The following is a 16,700-nucleotide window of genomic DNA, read 5'->3' as shown; positions in this document are numbered from 1 at the left end:
TCCGGGCCTGGGACGTGCCGCGCGCGGGCGCGCGCGGCGGTGGCCGCGGCCGTCAGCACGCTTCCCCCCAAGCCGCCGGGCTACCGGCGGGCGCTGTTCGTCCTGCCGGACGCGCTGAGCGGCAACTCGACGGAGGTCGTGCGCGGGGCCCAGCAGGAGGCGGGCGCGGGCATCCTCTGGGCGGGGGGCGGAGCGGGGAACAACCTCCGGTTCGTGAAGACGGCCCAGTTCACGCAAGGGCAGGCCTACCAGGACCAGGTGGTGGTGATCGCCATGGATGTCCGGCGGCCGCTGGGCATTGGCATCCAGCACGGCTGGTCTCCGTATGGTCCCCCCTCGCAGGTGACGAAGGCCCGGGGCGCGACCGCCATCGAGCTCGACTACGAGAGCGCCTTCGAGGTCTACCGGCGCACGGCCGCGAGCCGGGGAGACGCCCTGGATGCGCACAGCTTCGCCCGCTTCGCGATGACCCACCCGCTGGGGATTCCCCAGGCCAACGGCGAGTTCGTGATCCGGGACCCCCTGGCCGTCGAGCCCGACGGTTCGGTCCGCTGCATCGCGGAGATCCCGGACGGCTCCCTGGTCCGCGTGATGGAGGGCTCGCGCACGGACCTGCTCGGCGCCGCGGCCGGTGCCGCCGCGCAGGCCCGGGAGGCCACCCCCGGCGCGCTGGGCGGCGCGGTGGTGTTCGACTGCGTCTCCCGTTACCTCATCCTGGGGGAGGGGGTCCGGGAGGAGCTCTCACGGTTCCAGGACGCGCTGGGCGAGGGGGTCCCGGTCGTGGGCTGTCTGACCCTGGGCGAGGTGGGGGCCATGGGCGGTGGGGTCCCCCAGTTCCACAACAAGACCGCGGTGGTGGTCGCGCTGCCGGGATGAGAGGGGACGAGGTGGCGCATGGAGGACCACGGCGCGGACGCGGAGCACAGGCTCACCGAGGAGCGCCTCGCGCTGCTGAGCGTGCTCCAGGAGCTCTCCGTGGCGGCGCTCGACCTCCTGGACCCGGACAAGCCCGCGGACGACTTCCTGGACCGCGTCGCGGAGCGGCTGGGCTGCACGGTCGCCCTCTGGCTCCAGTCGGATGCGCGGGGACAGGTCGGTCTGCTGGGCGCGAGCGGACTGTCCCCGGCCTCCCGCCAGCTCCCCATCCCCAGGCTGCTCCCGAGGCACCCAGGGGAGCCGGGGCCCTCCGGGTGGAGCTGCCCTATCCGGAGCTGGCCTGGCCGGGGCTCGTGCGCTGGTCGGTGCCCATCGACCAGTCCGGGGGGGGCGTGGAACCCCCCGTGAGCGTGCTGCTGCTGTACTTCGATCGCGAGCCGCACCTGCCCCGGCAGTACCAGGGCATGGTGGAGCGGCTCGGCGGCGTGCTCCGCATCGCGCTCATCCACCGGCAGCTCTTCGCGCGGACCCTGGAGAGCGAGCGCGCGCTCCAGCACGAGCGGGACTTCAGCTCGACGGTCCTGGACACCGCCCGCGCCCTGGTCATCGTCCTGGATCCCGAAGGCCGCATCATCCGCTTCAACCGGGCGTGCCAGGAGGTGACGGGCTACTCCTTCGAGGAGCTGCGCGGTGAGCGGTTCTGGACGCGGCTGCTGCCGCCGGAAGAAGTGGCGCGGGTGGAGAGCCACTTCTCCGTGCTCGCGGTGGGGCTGGGGCACGAGCAGTACGAGAACCACTGGCTGACCCGGAAGGGAGAGCGCCGCCTCATCTCCTGGTCCAGCAACTTCCTGCGAGGCGACTCGGGAGCCATCGAATACATCATCGGCACCGGCATCGACATCACCGAGCACCGCCGGACCGAGCAGGAGCGCGACCAGACCTTCCAGCGCGAGCAGCAGGCGCGCGCCCGGGCCGAGGAGCAGGAGGGGAGATCCGCGCTCCTGGCGGAGGCCTCCGGGCTGCTCGATGGCTCGCGCGCCCCCGAGGACGCGCTGCGCAGCGTGGCCGCGCTGCTCGTCCAGCGGTTCGCCGACTGGTGCGCGGTCGATGTCCTGGAGGGGAGCCACGACTGCCAGCGGATCACCGAGGCCCGCTCCGAAGCGCTGCGCGCCACCTCGCCCGCGCGCGGCCTCCGGGACGGACAGGCCCCTGCCGAGGCCGTCGACTTCCCGTCCCGCATCTCGGTGCCGCTGCTCGCGCGGGAGCACGCGCTCGGCACGCTCACCCTCGCCCGCCTGGAGGGCGGTGGCCGGTATGGCCCGGCCGACGTCGCGCTCGCGCAGGAATTGGCCCGCCGCGCGGCGATGGCCATGGACAACGCCCGCCTCTATCAGCAGGCCCAGCTGGCCATCGGCCTGCGGGATGAGTTCCTCTCCATCGCCTCCCATGAGCTGAAGACCCCGGTGACGTCCCTCCAGCTGTCGGTGCAGGGCCTGATGCGCCTGGCCCGGGCCGGCGCGCTGCGGACCTCGCCGGCGGAGACCGTGACGCACGCGCTGGAGGTCATCGAGCGTCAGGCGAAGCGGATGGCGAAGCTCGTCAACACCCTGCTGGACGTCTCACGCATCCATGCCGGGCGGCTGGAGCTGGAGTTCGAGGAGGTGGACCTCGCCGCGCTGGTCCGGGACGTCGCGGCGCGCTTCGCGCCGGAGCTGGCCACGTCGGGAACCCGGCTCGCCGTCCACGCCGACACGGCGGTGCCGGGGGTGTGGGACCGGTCGCGGCTGGATCAGATCGTCACCAACCTGCTCTCCAACGCCATCAAGTACGGCGAGGGCAGGCCCATTGAAATCCAGGTGGAGGGGGACGCCGTGATGGCCCGGCTGGAGGTCCGGGACCAGGGCATCGGCATCCCGCCGGAGCGGCACGCGCGCATCTTCCGGGCCTTCGAGCGCGCGGTGTCGTCCCGCAACTACGGGGGCCTGGGCCTGGGCCTCCACATCGTGAACCAGCTCGTCGAGAGGCTGGGCGGGTCGGTGTGGGTCGAAAGCGAGGCGGGGCGTGGGGCCACCTTCACGGTGGAGCTCCCACGCAGGGGCCCCGCGGCCGCCGCCGCGGACCCGACGGTGCGGCAGGGGCCTTAGGCCGGCTTCGGCTCCACCGCGGGGTTGCGGCCGTCCATGGGGGCCTGCGCGTCCGTCTGGTAGTAGTCCCGCACCACGTAGCGGCGGGCCACCAGCGCCATGCCCACGCCGGCCACGGCCGCCAGGGCCGCGTAGAAGAAGAACTGGGCAGAGCCCGTGAAGACGTTGAGCGCCGCGGCGATGGCCACCGCCACGTTCGCCAGCGTGTTCGTCACCAGCCACACGCTCTGGATGGTGCCCTTCATCTGCCGGGGGGCCTGCGTGTACGCGAACTCCAGGCCCGTGGTGGACACCAGGATCTCCGCCACCGTCAGCACGATGTACGGCAAGAGCTGCCAGGCGATGTTCAGCGTCGTCCCGCCCTCCATGGCCACCTGGAAGAAGCCCGCGATGACGAACGACACGGCGCCGATGATGAGGCCCATGGGCATGCGCCTGAGCGGCGTCAGCTCCCAGCCCGCGCGCTGGAAGGCCGGGTACACCACGGCCGTGAGGAAGGGGATGAGCAGCATCACCAGCATGGGGTTGATGAACTGCATCTGGCTGGGCTGGAACACCACGCCGCCCACGTTGGGGTCCATGGACCGCGCCTGCACCACCCAGGTGGACGCCTTCTGATCAAACAGCATCCAGAAGAAGGGCACGAAGGGCAGCAGCAGCGCGGACACCCGGAACACCGCCTTGACGCCCTCCACCGCCTCCGCCGGGTGCTCCGCCTTCGCCTTGTCCAGCCAGGTGCCGCCCGCCGCGTCCTTGCTCCGGAACGCGCTGCCCAGCACCTTGAAGAACGAGTGCGGGTTGGGGCCCGTGGGCGGCACCAGCACGTAGTGCTTGCGGCCCGCCCAGAAGATGACCGTCGCCAGGAACATCAGGATGCCCGGCACGCCGAAGGCCACCGCGGGCCCGTAGTTCGTCATGAGCAGGGGGACGAACAGCGACGCGAAGAACGAACCGAAGTTGATGGTCCAGTAGAAGATGGCGAAGACCTTCTTCACCAGGTGGCTGTTCTTCTCCGTGAACTGGTCCCCCACCATGGCGGAGACGCACGGCTTGATGCCGCCGGAGCCAATCGCGATGAGCGTCAGGCCCGTGTAGAAGCCCGTGGCGTTGTCCTCGAAGAGCGCCAGGCACGCGTGCCCGCCGCAGTACACGAGGCTGAGCACGAAGATGGTGTGGAACTTCCCGAAGAAGCGGTCCGCCAGGTAGCCGCCGATGAGCGGGAAGAAGTACACCCCCGCCATGAACAGGTGCATCAGGCTCTTGGCCTGCGCCTCCCGCGCACCCGTCTCCGGCACGTGCGTGCGCAAGAGGTAGTCGATGAAGAACACCGTGAGGATGTTCCGCATCCCGTAGAAGCTGAAGCGCTCACAGGCCTCGTTCCCGATGATGTAGGGAATCTGGGGTGGGAAGCGCTGGGCGGTGGGGGCGGTCGAGGTCTCGGCCATACCCCCACCCTACCGCAGGACGGCGGCGTCGAACGCGCCCAGCACGGCCGCCACGTTGTGGCCGATGTCCTCCACCGCGTAGCCGCCCTCCTGGACCAGCACCGTGGGGAGCCCCAGCCCGGCCAACTGCCCTCCCAGCAGCGGGAAGTGCTCCTTGCGCAGCTTGAACGTGCTGATGGGGTCGCCGTCGTAGGTGTCCACGCCCAGCGACACCACCAGTGCGTCCGCCCTGAAGGCCTGGATGGCCTCCCGCGCCGTGGCCAGCGCGGCGGAGTACCCGGCCCAGTCCGTGCCGCGCTGCAGCGGCAGGTTCAGCGTGTAGCCCTCGCCCCGGCCCGCGCCGCGCTCGTCGGCGTACCCGAGGAAGTAGGGGTACTCGGTGTCCGGCGTGCCGTGGATGGAGATGAACAGCACGTCGTCGCGCTCCCAGAAGATCTCCTGGGTGCCGTTGCCATGGTGGTAGTCCACGTCCAGCAGCGCGACCCGCGCCTTGCCAGCGTCGCGCAGGCTCTGGGCCGCCAGCGCCGCGTTGTTGAGGAAGCAGTAGCCGCCGTAGGTCCCGCTCGCGGCATGGTGCCCTGGCGGCCGGCACAGCGCGTAGGCCGCCCGCGCACCCTCCGTCACGAGCGCCGCGGCGGTCATCGCGCAGTGCGCCGAGGCCAGCGCCGCCTCCCAGGTGCCAGACACGATGGGCGTCCCGGCGTCGAACGCGTAGTAGCCCATCGCGCCGTGGATACCGGAAGGCACGCGGTCCCGCCGCAGGCCGCGCGCCGGGAAGCCGCTCGGCAGCATGGAGCCGTCGCGCCCCTCCGCCCGCCAGCGCGGATAGGCCGTGCGCAGGAACTCGATGAAGCCCGCGTCGTGGATGTTCAGCAGGCGCTCCAGCGGGAAGTCGCGCGGCGCCAGCCAGGTGTGACGGCCCGCCGCCCGCAGCGCCTGCTCGATGAAGTCCACCCGCGCGGGCACTCGTAGCAGGGCACCAACTGCCCGCGATGAAGCTCCACCCCGCCGTCATGCCCTGCGTGCAGGGCACTGTGCACTACGTCCATCGAGCCTTCCTCCCGTTCGCGAAGTGGGGGACAGCGTAGGCAGGACTCCAGGAGTTCGTGGCACGAACCTGGGCCTGGAAGTGCTCCGCGCGCGCGTGCCTCACGGAGCGCGGAGGCGGTCCGCGGCGGTGCGTCCGTGCGGAGACCCGGGTGGAGCCACGGGCAGGGGTGCCCGCCGGGACCGAGGTCGCCCAACTGGTCCGACAGTCGGACCAGTTCGCGGCGTCCGCCGCCCGAGGGCCTGCGCTCACGACGGGGGCGAAGGTCGGTGTCCCTTCGCGTCCATGTCAGACCCGTCTGGTTGGATGGGCGAAGCATGGGCGGGGAGGGGACACAGATGGTGCGGGTGGGGTTGGTGGCGTACGTGGAAGAGCAACTTGAGCAGGACATCGCGCTGGGGCGGTTGCCGAGGAACGGGCGGCTGGCCTCGGAGCGGGTGATGGCCCACTGGTATGGCGTGAGCCGGGGCACGGTGCGCGAGGCCTTGCGGCGGCTGGCGGCACGGGGCCTGATTGTGCAGCGCCCCGGGCGCCAGGCACGAGCGGTGGCGCTGGACGAATCGCTGACGCTGGAGAACCTGGGCCTGGCGCTGCATGCCGCGCGCTCCGAGGAAGGGCGGCGACTGCTGGAGGGCTTCTTCAGCCTCAAGCGGCAGGTGCTGGTGGAGCTCCTGACCGACTGCTGCGCGAACGCCTCCGCGTCGCAGTTGAGCCAGTTGGAGTCCGTCTGTTACGCGCTCTCGGACGCGGCGCACTGGCACCCCGGAGAGCGGTGCGCCCAGTTGGAGTTCGAGTTGCTGAGGCAGGCGGCCCAGGCGGCTGCGCGTCCCGGGCACCTGCTCCTCATTCAATCGCTGCAACGGGCCTTCAGGGGCATTGGGGACCGGTTGCTGCCCTTCATGGGCGGCGAAGCCCTGCGCCAGTGGGCCAGGTGCGCGATGCACGCCCTGAGCGAGCGCGACGCGCAGCCGCTTCAGCACCAGCTGCCGGCACTGCTGAAGACATGCGATGAGGGCGTGCTCAACCAGTTCGCGCCAGTCCCCCAGGAGACTGTGTCTCCCGAGGTTCACCCCGCCCAACAGTGCGGCTGCGGGGCTTCAGCGTCAGCCCCCTACGCGGCCGGTCCTCTTGAGGCACGCCCCTTCGTCGAGGAGCGTGACCTCGGAACCCTCGCACCAGCCGCCGAGCCTACCGAGGCGCAGCTGCTTCCATCCGTTCCGGAGCGTCATCACCGCGAACCTGATGACGACTGCGTCCGGGAGGCGGGCCTTCAGCCCGGACCTCAGGACCCGCCCCCAGCCATGACCGGACCGGAGGGCTGCGCTCCTGGGGCTGCTTCCTTGCTCACAGCCCGGGAGCCACCTGCTTCGTGGAGACTCAGGCCGCGTCCACGCGCTTGCCAATGCGGGCCCGGCGCGCCTTGCCCAGCACGTGCTTGAGGTAGCGGCCGGTGTGGCTGGCCTCCACCTTCGCCACGTCCTCCGGCGTGCCGGTGGCGAGAATCTGCCCGCCGCCCGAGCCGCCCTCCGGCCCCAGGTCGATGAGCCAGTCCGCGCTCTTGATGACGTCCAGGTTGTGCTCGATGACGAGCACGCTGTTGCCCGCCTCCACCAGCCGGTTGAGCACGGACAGCAGCTTGCGGATGTCCTCGAAGTGCAGGCCCGTGGTGGGCTCGTCCAGGATGTAGAGCGTGCGGCCGGTGGCCACGCGCGCCAGCTCGCGCGCAAGCTTGATGCGCTGCGCCTCGCCGCCGGACAGGGTGGGGGAGGGCTGGCCCAGCCGCAGGTAGCCCAGGCCCACGTCGGTGAGCGTGGTGAGCACGCGCAGGATGTCCTTGTGCGCGCCGAAGTGGTCCACCGCCTCGCGCACGCTCAGGTCCAGCGTCTCCGCGATGTTCTTGCCCTTGTAGCGCACGCGCAGCGTCGCTTCGTTGAAGCGCTTGCCGTTGCACACCTCGCAGGGGACGTAGACGTCCGCCAGGAAGTGCATCTCCACCAGCTTCACGCCGTCGCCCTCGCACGCCTCGCAGCGACCGCCCTTGATGTTGAAGCTGAAGCGGCCCGGGCCGTAGCCGAAGGTGCGCGCCTCCGGCGTCATCGCGAAGACTTCACGGATGGCGTCGAACACCTTGGTGTACGTCGCCGGGTTGCTGCGCGGCGTGCGGCCAATGGGCCGCTGGTCGATGTCGATGACCTTGTCCAGGTGCTCCAGGCCCTTGATGGACTTGTGCTTGCCCATGGGCTCGCGGCTCTCGTAGAGAGCGCGCGCCAGGGCCGGGTAGAGGATTTCGTTGATCAGCGTGGACTTGCCCGCGCCGGACACGCCCGTGACGGCCGTGAAGATGCCCAGCGGGATGTCCGCGTCCACGTTCCTCAGGTTGTTCTCCGTCGCGCCCACGATGGAGATCTGATGCTTGGGGTTGGGCTTGCGGCGCGTCTCCGGGATTTCAATCTCCTGGCGCCCGGACAGGTACGCGCCGGTGAGGCTCCCCTCGTCCGCCATCACCTGCCTGGGCGTGCCCTGGGACACCACCTGTCCGCCCAGCTCGCCCGCGCCGGGGCCGAAGTCCACCAGGTAGTCCGCCTCCTCCATCGTCTCCTCGTCGTGCTCCACGACGATGACGGAGTTGCCCAGGTCGCGCAGCCGCTTGAGCGTGGACAGCAGCTTGCCGTTGTCGCGCTGGTGCAGGCCGATGGAGGGCTCATCCAGGATGTAGATGACGCCCGTCAATTCGCTGCCCATCTGCGACGCCAGCCGGATGCGCTGGCTCTCACCGCCGGACAGCGTGGACGCGGTGCGGTCCAGCGTGAGGTAGCCCAGGCCCACGTCCACCAGGAAGGACAGGCGGCTGCGGATCTCCTTGAGCAGCTCCTGGGCGATCTTCTCCTCCTGCGCGCTCAGGCCCATCTGCGTGAGGAAGGTGCGCGCCTCCGTGATGGTCATGCGGCTCAGGTCCACCAGCGTGCGCTGGTGCACCTTCACCGCGCGGCTCTCCGGGCGCAGGCGCTCGCCCTTGCAGGACGGGCAGGGCTTGTCGCTGAAGTAGCGCTGGAGCTCCGTCTTGCGCGCCTCCGACGTCGTCGTCTTGAAGTTGCGCATGGTGCGGGCGAGCAGGCCCTCCCACTCCATGTCGTACTGCCCGTTGTCGCCCCACTGCACGGTGAAGGACTTGCCCTTCGCGCCGTTCATCAGGACGTCCTTCTCCCGCTTGGACAGCTTCGCGTACGGGACGTCCAGGTCGATCTTGAACGCGGAGGCCAGGCTCTCCACGAAGTCCGCCGTCCAGCCCTCGCCGCGGTTCATGCCGCTGGCCCACGGCTCAATCGCGCCGTCGCGGATGCTGCGGCTCTGGTCCGGCACCAGCAGGTCCGCGTCCATCTCCGGACGCGTGCCCAGGCCGTTGCAGTCCGTGCACATGCCCAGCGGGTTGTTGAAGGAGAACGACGCGGGCGTGAGGTCCCCGAAGGACAGGCCGCACGCGGGGCACGCGTTCAGCTCGCTCATCACGCGGTCGGACGCGAGCGTGCCCTTCTCATCCGTGATGATGAGCGTGCCCTTGCCCTCGCGCAGCGCGGTCTCCACGGAGTCCGTCAGGCGCGTGCGCAGGTCCGGCTTCAACACCAGGCGGTCGATGATGAGCGCGATGTCGTGCTTGGACTTCTTGTCCAGCTCGATGCGCTCCTCCAGCTCGCGCACCTTCCCGTCCACGCGCGCGCGGGAGAAGCCGCGCTTCTGCGCCTCCGCCAGCAGGTCCTTGTGCTCGCCCTTGCGGTTCGTGACGATGGGCGCCAGCACCTGGAGCTTCGTGCCCGCGGGCAGCTTCATGATCTCATCCACGATCTGCTGCGCGCTCTGCTTGCCCACCTTGCGGCCGCATTGGGGGCAGTGCTGCACGCCGATGGAGGCGTAGAGCACGCGCAGGTAGTCGTGCACCTCCGTGACGGTGCCCACCGTGGAGCGCGGGTTGTTGCTGGCTGCCTTCTGCTCGATGGAGATGGTGGGCGACAGGCCGCGCAGCGTGTCGTAGCGGGGCTTCTCCATCTGCCCCAGGAACTGGCGCGCGTAGGAGGAGAGGCTCTCCACGTAGCGGCGCTGCCCTTCGGCGTAGAGCGTGTCGAACGCGAGCGAGCTCTTGCCGGATCCCGACACGCCGGTGAACACCACGAGCTTCTTCTTCGGGATGTCCAGGGAGACGGTCTTGAGGTTGTGCTCCCTGGCTCCACGGATGGAAATGACGTCGGGCTCGGACATGGGGGCGCGCTTTATCACTGAAAGGGTGTTCCGGTGCACGCAAAGGCGCACGCCCGGAGCGGTTCCGGAGCAACACCCGGGACGCCCGCCCGCATCCCCCAGCCAGACGGGCACGCCGCCGTCCTGCGCGCTCCACTCATGCCTGCTGGAAGTCGCACGGCCCCCGAGGGTGAGGGGTCGGTGTGGCATCCACCGTTTGTGAAGCTTTTGCAGTCGCTTCCACGAAACGTCGAATCTCTTGTTTTGCCCGTTTAGGCCCGCATCCCAAGGTGGGCGCCCGTTTGCCGTGTTGGCGGCGCGACGACGCCTCGTTGGGACGTCCAGGCACCAGGGTTGCACGTTTCTACGCCAACCGGATCCACGTGCAGGGCTGTGTGGGGGGACACCGGTGCCGTGTGTAGGAAGGACGGGACTCTGTATGCGTGGACTCCGATGGCTGGTGTTGGCGGTGGCGGTGGGGACGGCGTGTGAGCGACCCACTTCACAGCAGGCGCGCACGGGCTTCGCCGCGCGGCCGGAGCTCCTGGAGTTCGGCGCCGCCGCAGTGGGCCGCACCAAGGCGATGAAGCTGCGGCTGGCGAACCAGGGGCGCGCGTCGTACCGCGTGGAGGGGGCGCGCTCGTCGCTGCCCAACGTGAGCGTCCCCGCGTTCGAACCCTTCACGCTGACGGCCGGCGCGGAGCACGAGATTGAAGTGCGCTTCACGCCCGACGTGGAGGGCGCGGTGCAGGGGCAGCTGGAGCTGCTGACCGACGCGTCTGGCGGCGCGGCGGCGCAGGTGCCCGTCAGCGGGCGCGGCGTGAAGGCGCTGGTGGAGGTGCCGGAGTCGGCGCTCGTACTCGCAACGTGAACCTGGGGCTGGTGGAGATGCGCGAGGTGACGGTGCGCAACCCCTCCGACGTGGAGAGCCCGCTGGTGCTGTCGGTGGAGGGGGCGGACGCGGACGAGTTCTCCGCCGGGGCGGGGCTGCCGTCCACGCTGGCGCCGCACGAGACGCGCAAGGTGCCGGTGGCCTTCAGCCCGGTGCGGCTGGGCAACGCGGAGGCGGCGCTGCACGTCGCGGTGTGTGACGGCTGCGAGCCCGCGGTGGTGACGCTGACGGGGATGGGCGTGGCCAGCGCGCTGGAGGTGACGCCGCTGCGCGTGGACTTCGGCCGGGTCGCCGTGGGCGCCACCGCGGAGGAGCGCATCACCGTGCGCAACCAGGGCAACGAAGCGCTCAGCTACAAGGGCGCGGTGCTGCTGGAGGACCCGTCCGGCGTGTTCAAGGTGGTGAGCGCGCCCGCGCTGCCCAACGACGTGCTGCCGCCGGGCGGGGTGGTGGAGCTGCGCGTGGCCTTCACGCCGCAGGGGTTCGGCAAGGTGCGCGACGGCCGCGTGGAGGTGGCCGTGCGCAAGCCGCAGACGACGTCGCCCGGCCCCAAGGTGACGCTGACGGGCGAGGGCGGCGCGTCGTGCGTGGAGGTGACGCCCGCGCACCTGGACTTCGGGCCGGTGGCCTTCGGCATGACGGCCACGCGCGACGTCACCGTGTCCAACCACTGCCGCGAGGAGACGGCCGTCACGGGCCTGCACCTCACCACGCAGTCGGGCGGCTACTTCACGCTCGCGCAGCCGCCGTCCAGCCAGCCGGTGGCGCCCGGGGGCACGCTGAAGGTGGGCGTCACCTTCAGCCCGCGCGCGGGCGTGGGCAGCGTGAGCCAGGGGCAGCTGGCCGTCACCTCCACGCAGCGCACCTCCAGCGCCACGGACGGCGTGACGCTGTCGGGCGAGGGCCGCGCCTTCGCGCCCTGCGAGTACTCGCTGCCCCCGGTGCTGGACTTCGGCCAGGTGCCGGTGGGCTCGGAGGTGGCGCTGGGGGTCACGCTGCGCAACACCGGCACGCAGGCGTGCTTCCTGTCCGCGCTCCAGCTGGCGTCGGGGTCGGACCCGGCCTTCCGCGCGGCGACGGTGGCCAACAGCGTGCTGGAGCCCGGCAAGAAGGCGACGCTCATCGTGCGCTTCCATCCGGCCTCGGAAGGCGAGTTCCAGGGGCTCGCGGAGGGCTGGGTGAGCCACCCCACGCAGGGCCACCCGCTGGTGAACCTGGTGGGCCGGGGCGTGCAGGGGTGCTTCTCCGTGCAGCCCACCACGGTGGACTTCGGCATCAGCCGGCTGGCGTGCGGCCCGCGCACCCGCGAGTTCATGGCCTACAACGACTGTCCGGGCGACGTGAAGGTGACGGGCCTGACGCTGGAGCAGCCGGGCCAGGAGTTCGCGGTGTCTGGCGCGCTGCCGGCCACGATTCCGGCGGGCGGGCGCGTGAAGCTCACCGCGAAGTACGCGCCCGTGGAGGAGGGGGAGGACGCGGCGACGGTGCGCTTCACGCTGAAGGACGGCGCCGTCTACAACGCGGGGCTCGTGGGGCGGGGGCTGGCGAAGACGGACCAGACGGACCGCTTCGTCCAGGAGGCGGAGGCGCGCGTGGACGTGCTCTTCGTCGTCGACAACTCCGGCTCCATGATGGAGGAGCAGCAGAGCCTGGGGGAGAACTTCGCGGCCTTCCTCTCCGCCGCCACCGCCGCGCAGGTGGACTACCGCATCGGCGTCACCACCACCGGCCTGGACCCTTCCCCCGGCGGCTGGTCCGAGTGCCCCGGCGGCGCGATGGGCGGTGAGAACGGGCGCCTGTTCCCCGTGGACGGCTCCAGCCCGCGCATCATCACGCCCCAGACGCCCAACGCGGCCGGCGTCTTCGCCATCAACACCCACGTGGGCGTGTGCCACTGGAACGAGCAGGGCCTGGACGCCACGTACCGCGCGCTGTCGGATCCGCTGCTCTACAACCTGGACGACCCGCGCACGCCGGAGCCCAACGACGGCAACGGCGGCTTCCTGCGCGAGGACGCGAAGCTGGCCATCATCGTGCTGTCGGACGAGGAGGACTTCAGCGCGCAGCCGGTGGCCTGGTACGAAACCTACCTGCTGGCCCTCAAGGGGAACGACCCCACCAAGGTGAGCTTCAACGCCGTGGTGGGCCCGGAGGACCTGTCCACCTGCACCACCTCCAGCAGCTCCGGCAGCCGCTACATGGAGCTGGCCCACAAGCTGGGCGGCGTGGTGGACAGCATCTGCACGCCCAACTGGGCCGCGTCGCTGGAGAAGCTGTCGGAGAGCGCCTTCGGCCCCAACCGCACCTTCCCCCTGTCGGAGCTGCCCGAGGACCCGGGCGCCCTCGTGGTCCGCGTGGACGGGGTGCCGGTGACGGACGGCTGGGCCTATGACGCGCGCGCCAACGCCGTCGTCTTCGAGCGCCTGCGCGCCCCGGCTCCCGGCGCCGTGGTGGAAATCACCTACCCGCTGGGCTGCCCGTAGCCCGGGCGGCCATTCGTCCGTCACCGGAAAGTGCCGGTGGGGGATGACTCGACAGCGCGAGGCGGGAGGCTTTGAGTGAAGGACATGCCGCCGGACTCCCTCCTCGTCGCCGCGCTGGGTGACATCCATGGCCGCTTCCACCGGGTGGAGGCGTGGCTGGACGCGCTGGAGCAGGCGCGCGGCCGGCGGGTGGACCTGGTGCTGGCGGTGGGGGACGTGGAGGCCTTCCGCCGCGCGGATGACCACCGGCGCAAGGCCGCCAAGCGCGCCATGCCCGCGGAGTTCGCCGAGTACGCGGACGGCGTGCGCCGCGTGAAGCGGCCGCTGTACTTCATTGGCGGCAACAACGAGGACTTCGAGGCGCTGCACGACCTGCCCGACGGCGGGGAGCTGGCCCCGGACGTCCACTACCTGGGGCGCGCGGGCCTGCGCACCCTGGGCTCCCTGCGCGTGGCGTACCTGTCCGGCATCCACGCGCCGCGCTTCATCGACCAGCCGCTCAAGCGCCCCACGTCGCTGGATACGGCGAAGCAGGCGGGCTACTTCCGCACGCCGGAGGTGGAGCGGGTGGCCGCGGCGCGCGACGTGGACCTCCTGCTGGTGCACGAGTGGCCCCGGGGCATCGTGCAGCGCGCCCGCGAGGAGAGGCTGGCCCCCGCGCGCCCCCTGCCGTCGCCGTGGATCGGCAACCCGGTGACGCGCAAGCTGGTGGACACGGTGCACCCGAAGTGGGTGCTCTGCGGCCACTCGCACAAGGCCTTCGCGGTGGCGCTGGAGACGCACGGGCGCACGACGTCGCGCGTGGCGTGCCTGGACCAGGCGGCCCGGCCGGACACCGCCGTCTTCTGGCTGGAGTTCGAGGGCCGCGAGGCCCAGCGCGCCGGCTGGGCGTGTCCGGCGTCGCCACCTGGCAGGCCGGGCAGCGCTGGGGGCTGCACACGCTGCCGCCCACGGAGCCGGACGGGCCGGGCAGCGTGCCCGCGGACAACGGCGCTACAGCTTGACGACCTCCACGCCCTTGCGCGGCAGCTCCACGCGGAACTCCGTGTAGGGCCCGGTGCCGGAGAGCACCTCCACGCCGCCCTGATGCGCGTGGATGATCTGCTGGACGATGTAGAGCCCCAGGCCCAGTCCCTCCCCCCGGCCCCGGCGCTGGTTGCCGCCCCGGAACGGGTCGAAGAGGAAGGGCAGCAGGTGGGGCGGGATGACGCCCACGTTGGTGATGGTGAAGCGCAGGGCGTCGTCGCGCGTGCCGTCCACGCGGATGCGCACGGGCTCCGAGGCGTCGCCGTGCTGGAGCGCGTTGCCGAGGAGGTTGGACGCCACCTGCGCCAGCCGGTCCCCGTCCCAGTCCCCCACCAGGTCGCCGTCCTGCTGCACCTCGATGCGGTGGCGCGGCCACGCCGTCTGGTGCTCCTGCACCATGCGCTGCACCAGCTGCCCGAAGTCCGTCTCCCCCCGGCGCAGCGGGATGCCGCCCGCCAGCCGCGCGCGCGCCAGGTCCAGCACGTCTTCAATCATGCGGCCCATGCGCTTGCCCGCGTTCATCATCCGCGTGGCCGTCCTCTTCACGGCCTCGTCGTCGGAGCGGCGCTGGAGCAGGTCCGCCGCGGTGAGGATGGCGGAGAGGGGGTTGCGCAGGTCGTGGCCCAGGACGGCGGTGAACATCTCGTTGAGGCGCAGGGTCTCCGCCAGCGTGTCCAGCTGCTGCGCCAGTTGCTGCTTCTGGCGGTGCACCTGGAAGAAGACCTCCGCCTTGCTGCGCAGCGCCCGCGCCTCCAGCGGCTTGTAGAGGAAGTCCACCGCGCCCGCCTCGTAGCCCTTGAAGGTGCGCCGCGGGTCACCCGTGCCCGCGGTGACGAAGATGATGGGCACGTCGCGCGTGCGCTCGGAGCCGCGCATCAGCTCCGCCAGCTCGAAGCCGTCCATCTCCGGCATCTGCACGTCCAGGAGCGCGAGCGCGAACTCGTGTCGCAGCAGCAGCTCCAGCGCCTCCGCGCCGGAGCGGGCGCAGTACACCTCCACGTCATCGCGCCGCAGCACGGCGGAGAGCGCGAGGAGGTTCTCCTCCAGGTCATCGACGAGCAGGCACTTCACCTGGGAGGCCACGGACAGGGGCTCCTTGCTGAGAACAGACAGGTCAGATAGCACCGCCATCTCCTCCCGCCCGGAAGACGGCGGGCATCTGTTCAAGAGGAAGCACGAAATCCACCGGCCCGGCCGTGAGCGCCGCCGCGGGCATCAGGGCCACACGCGCGGTGTCAGGTTTTTGCACCCGGGTGACGCCGTGGCGGCGCACCGCCTGGAGCTCCAGGGGCCCGTCCGACGCAGGGGACTGGAAGCCGGCGTGTCTAGAAGGCGCCTGACAGCCCCACCATCTGGCTGCCCACCATCGGGTTGAGCGACACCGGGGACGCCCGCGTGGCGGTGGGCGGAGCGTCGTCGTCCACGCGGCCGTGCAGGAGCAGGGGCACGGCGAGGCCGAACGCGGTGCCCATCACGGCGCCGGTGAGCACGTCGGTGAGGTAGTGCTTGTCCGCGCCCATGCGCAGCAGGCCCACCGACGCGGCGAGCGGCAGGCCCACGCCCCAGATGAGCTCCTGGTGCTTGTAGCCGCGCATGGAGGCGACGGTGCCGGCGGACACGACCAGCGAGAAGGCCAGGTTGGTGTGGCCGCTGTAGAAGGACAGGTTGTTGTCGGTGGGGTGCGCGGTGAGGCCCTTGGCCTCGTCCGGAAGGACGTGGACGAAGGGGCGCTCGCGGCCCACGGCGAACTTCACCGCCTGGTTGGCGACGGACGCGAGCACGGCGCTCTGCACCATGATGGTGGCGTCCTGGGCGAAGTATTCACCGGACGCGCCGCTGCCGTGGCCCACGGCGTACTGGGTGCCCAGCACGGCCAGCGGCAGGCCCGCGAACCCGAGGATGTTGCTCCAGGTGTCCGCGCGCTTGCGGGACGCCTCCGTGTTGCCCGCGATGCCGCGGCCCCAGCGGTCCAGGCGGTTGAGCCGGTCGGTGCCGTCCGGCGCGCGGTCGCACCAGCGGCACCGCGCCGGGGCCAGGTTGTCCTTGAACACCGACTCGCTGGAGATCCACAGCACGCCGGCGGTGCCGGTGATGATGCCGTCGCGGGTCCAGTCGAAGCGCAGCGCGCGCGGGCATCGGAGGTGTCCTGCGCGGCGGCGGGCGACAGCGGCGCCAGCAGGAGCAGGCAGAAGGCGGCCAGGGTCCGGTAGGAGGCAGGCATGGGGCGGGGGAGCATAAGGGGGCTCCGCCCCTTCACGGCAATCCGGACGCGCGGGTTCAGCGGACTTCCCGGGTTCCGGAGGACAGCAGGCGGGCGGACAACGGGCCAGGGGGTGGGAATGCCTCGAAAGGAGCATGAAAACGGCGCCCCTGGCCGTTCTAGAGTCCTCGCCCCGCATGCCCCGCCCTGGCCGCACACTCCACGTCTTCCCCGATGCCGCGCGCCGCCAGGCTGCCCTGCGGGCGGAGCGGCGTGCGCGGGGCATCTCCGTGGGGACCCACCTGCTCACGTGGGACGACTTCGTCCACGCGCTGGGCGGGGCGCGCGAGCTCAAC

12 protein-coding genes and 1 pseudogene are annotated in these 16,700 nt (G+C 71.2%); 7 read left to right on the top strand and 6 right to left on the bottom strand.

The genetic code is table 11. The features are described from left to right. From ACLEQD_RS17975 to ACLEQD_RS17965, 3 genes are all read left to right on the top strand, one after another. Positions 1–876: FIST signal transduction protein (locus ACLEQD_RS17975; RefSeq protein WP_410385546.1), on the top strand; the 876-nt coding region annotated here is incomplete at its 5' end. A gap of 18 nt (positions 877–894) precedes the next feature. Continuing rightward, positions 895–1,284: a hypothetical protein gene (locus ACLEQD_RS17970; protein WP_410385545.1), complete on the top strand. Its 390-nt coding sequence runs from the start codon at positions 895–897 to the stop codon at positions 1,282–1,284. Next, entirely contained in the window at positions 1,281–3,020 is a 1,740-nt protein-coding gene (locus ACLEQD_RS17965; protein ID WP_410385544.1) for an ATP-binding protein, read from the top strand. Before ACLEQD_RS17970 ends, ACLEQD_RS17965 begins: the two co-directional genes overlap by 4 nt. Here the strand turns inward: ACLEQD_RS17965 and ACLEQD_RS17960 are convergent. Continuing rightward, complete coding sequence (locus tag ACLEQD_RS17960; protein ID WP_410385543.1) at positions 3,017–4,465, bottom strand: POT family MFS transporter; 1,449 nt, start codon at positions 4,463–4,465, stop codon at positions 3,017–3,019. The genes ACLEQD_RS17965 and ACLEQD_RS17960 overlap by 4 nt on opposite strands. Positions 4,466–4,474: 9 nt before the next feature. Next, positions 4,475–5,431: a histone deacetylase family protein gene (locus ACLEQD_RS17955; protein WP_410385542.1), complete on the bottom strand. Its 957-nt coding sequence runs from the start codon at positions 5,429–5,431 to the stop codon at positions 4,475–4,477. Between the two features lie 399 nt (positions 5,432–5,830). Here ACLEQD_RS17955 and ACLEQD_RS17950 point away from each other — a divergent pair, with 399 nt between their 5' ends. Next, positions 5,831–6,952: a GntR family transcriptional regulator gene (locus ACLEQD_RS17950; RefSeq protein WP_410385541.1), complete on the top strand. Its 1,122-nt coding sequence runs from the start codon at positions 5,831–5,833 to the stop codon at positions 6,950–6,952. Here the strand turns inward: ACLEQD_RS17950 and uvrA are convergent. Then, positions 6,891–9,764, bottom strand: a complete 2,874-nt coding sequence (gene uvrA / locus ACLEQD_RS17945; protein ID WP_410385540.1) for an excinuclease ABC subunit UvrA — start codon at positions 9,762–9,764, stop codon at positions 6,891–6,893. The two genes, ACLEQD_RS17950 and uvrA, sit on opposite strands and share 62 nt — an antisense overlap. A gap of 418 nt (positions 9,765–10,182) precedes the next feature. On the opposite strand from uvrA, the gene ACLEQD_RS17940 reads away from it, so the two are divergent. The 3 genes and pseudogenes from ACLEQD_RS17940 to ACLEQD_RS17930 all read left to right on the top strand — a co-directional run bounded on the left by ACLEQD_RS17940 (position 10,183) and on the right by ACLEQD_RS17930 (position 14,122). Beyond that, a complete protein-coding gene (locus tag ACLEQD_RS17940) occupies positions 10,183–10,614 on the top strand; it encodes a hypothetical protein (RefSeq protein ID WP_410385539.1) in 432 nt (143 codons plus the stop codon). Continuing rightward, positions 10,611–13,118: a choice-of-anchor D domain-containing protein gene (locus ACLEQD_RS17935; RefSeq protein ID WP_410385538.1), complete on the top strand. Its 2,508-nt coding sequence runs from the start codon at positions 10,611–10,613 to the stop codon at positions 13,116–13,118. The genes ACLEQD_RS17940 and ACLEQD_RS17935 overlap by 4 nt, the downstream gene beginning before the upstream one ends. Before the next feature lie 84 nt (positions 13,119–13,202). Further along, positions 13,203–14,122: pseudogene (locus ACLEQD_RS17930) on the top strand (metallophosphoesterase). Here the strand turns inward: ACLEQD_RS17930 and ACLEQD_RS17925 are convergent. From ACLEQD_RS17925 to ACLEQD_RS17915, 3 genes are read right to left on the bottom strand one after another with little or no spacing between them, the layout of a single operon-like run. Next, complete coding sequence (locus ACLEQD_RS17925) at positions 14,112–15,275, bottom strand: response regulator (RefSeq protein ID WP_410385537.1); 1,164 nt, start codon at positions 15,273–15,275, stop codon at positions 14,112–14,114. The pseudogene ACLEQD_RS17930 and the gene ACLEQD_RS17925 overlap by 11 nt on opposite strands. Further along, positions 15,259–15,432 carry a chemotaxis protein CheB gene (locus ACLEQD_RS17920; RefSeq protein ID WP_410385547.1) on the bottom strand — a complete coding sequence of 58 codons (174 nt, stop codon included), beginning with the start codon at positions 15,430–15,432 and terminating at the stop codon, positions 15,259–15,261. The genes ACLEQD_RS17925 and ACLEQD_RS17920 overlap by 17 nt, the downstream gene beginning before the upstream one ends. 37 nt (positions 15,433–15,469) lie before the next feature. Beyond that, positions 15,470–16,219, bottom strand: coding sequence for a phosphatase PAP2 family protein (locus tag ACLEQD_RS17915; protein ID WP_410385536.1), 750 nt, complete (start codon positions 16,217–16,219; stop codon positions 15,470–15,472). Positions 16,220–16,700 lie beyond the last annotated feature (481 nt).

Origin of the sequence: Corallococcus sp. 4LFB, from assembly GCF_046520365.1 — a bacterium.
Classification (GTDB): Bacteria; Myxococcota; Myxococcia; order Myxococcales; family Myxococcaceae; genus Corallococcus; species Corallococcus caeni.
Note: the sequence above shows the minus strand (reverse complement) of the source record. Positions and strands in the feature narration are given on the sequence as shown.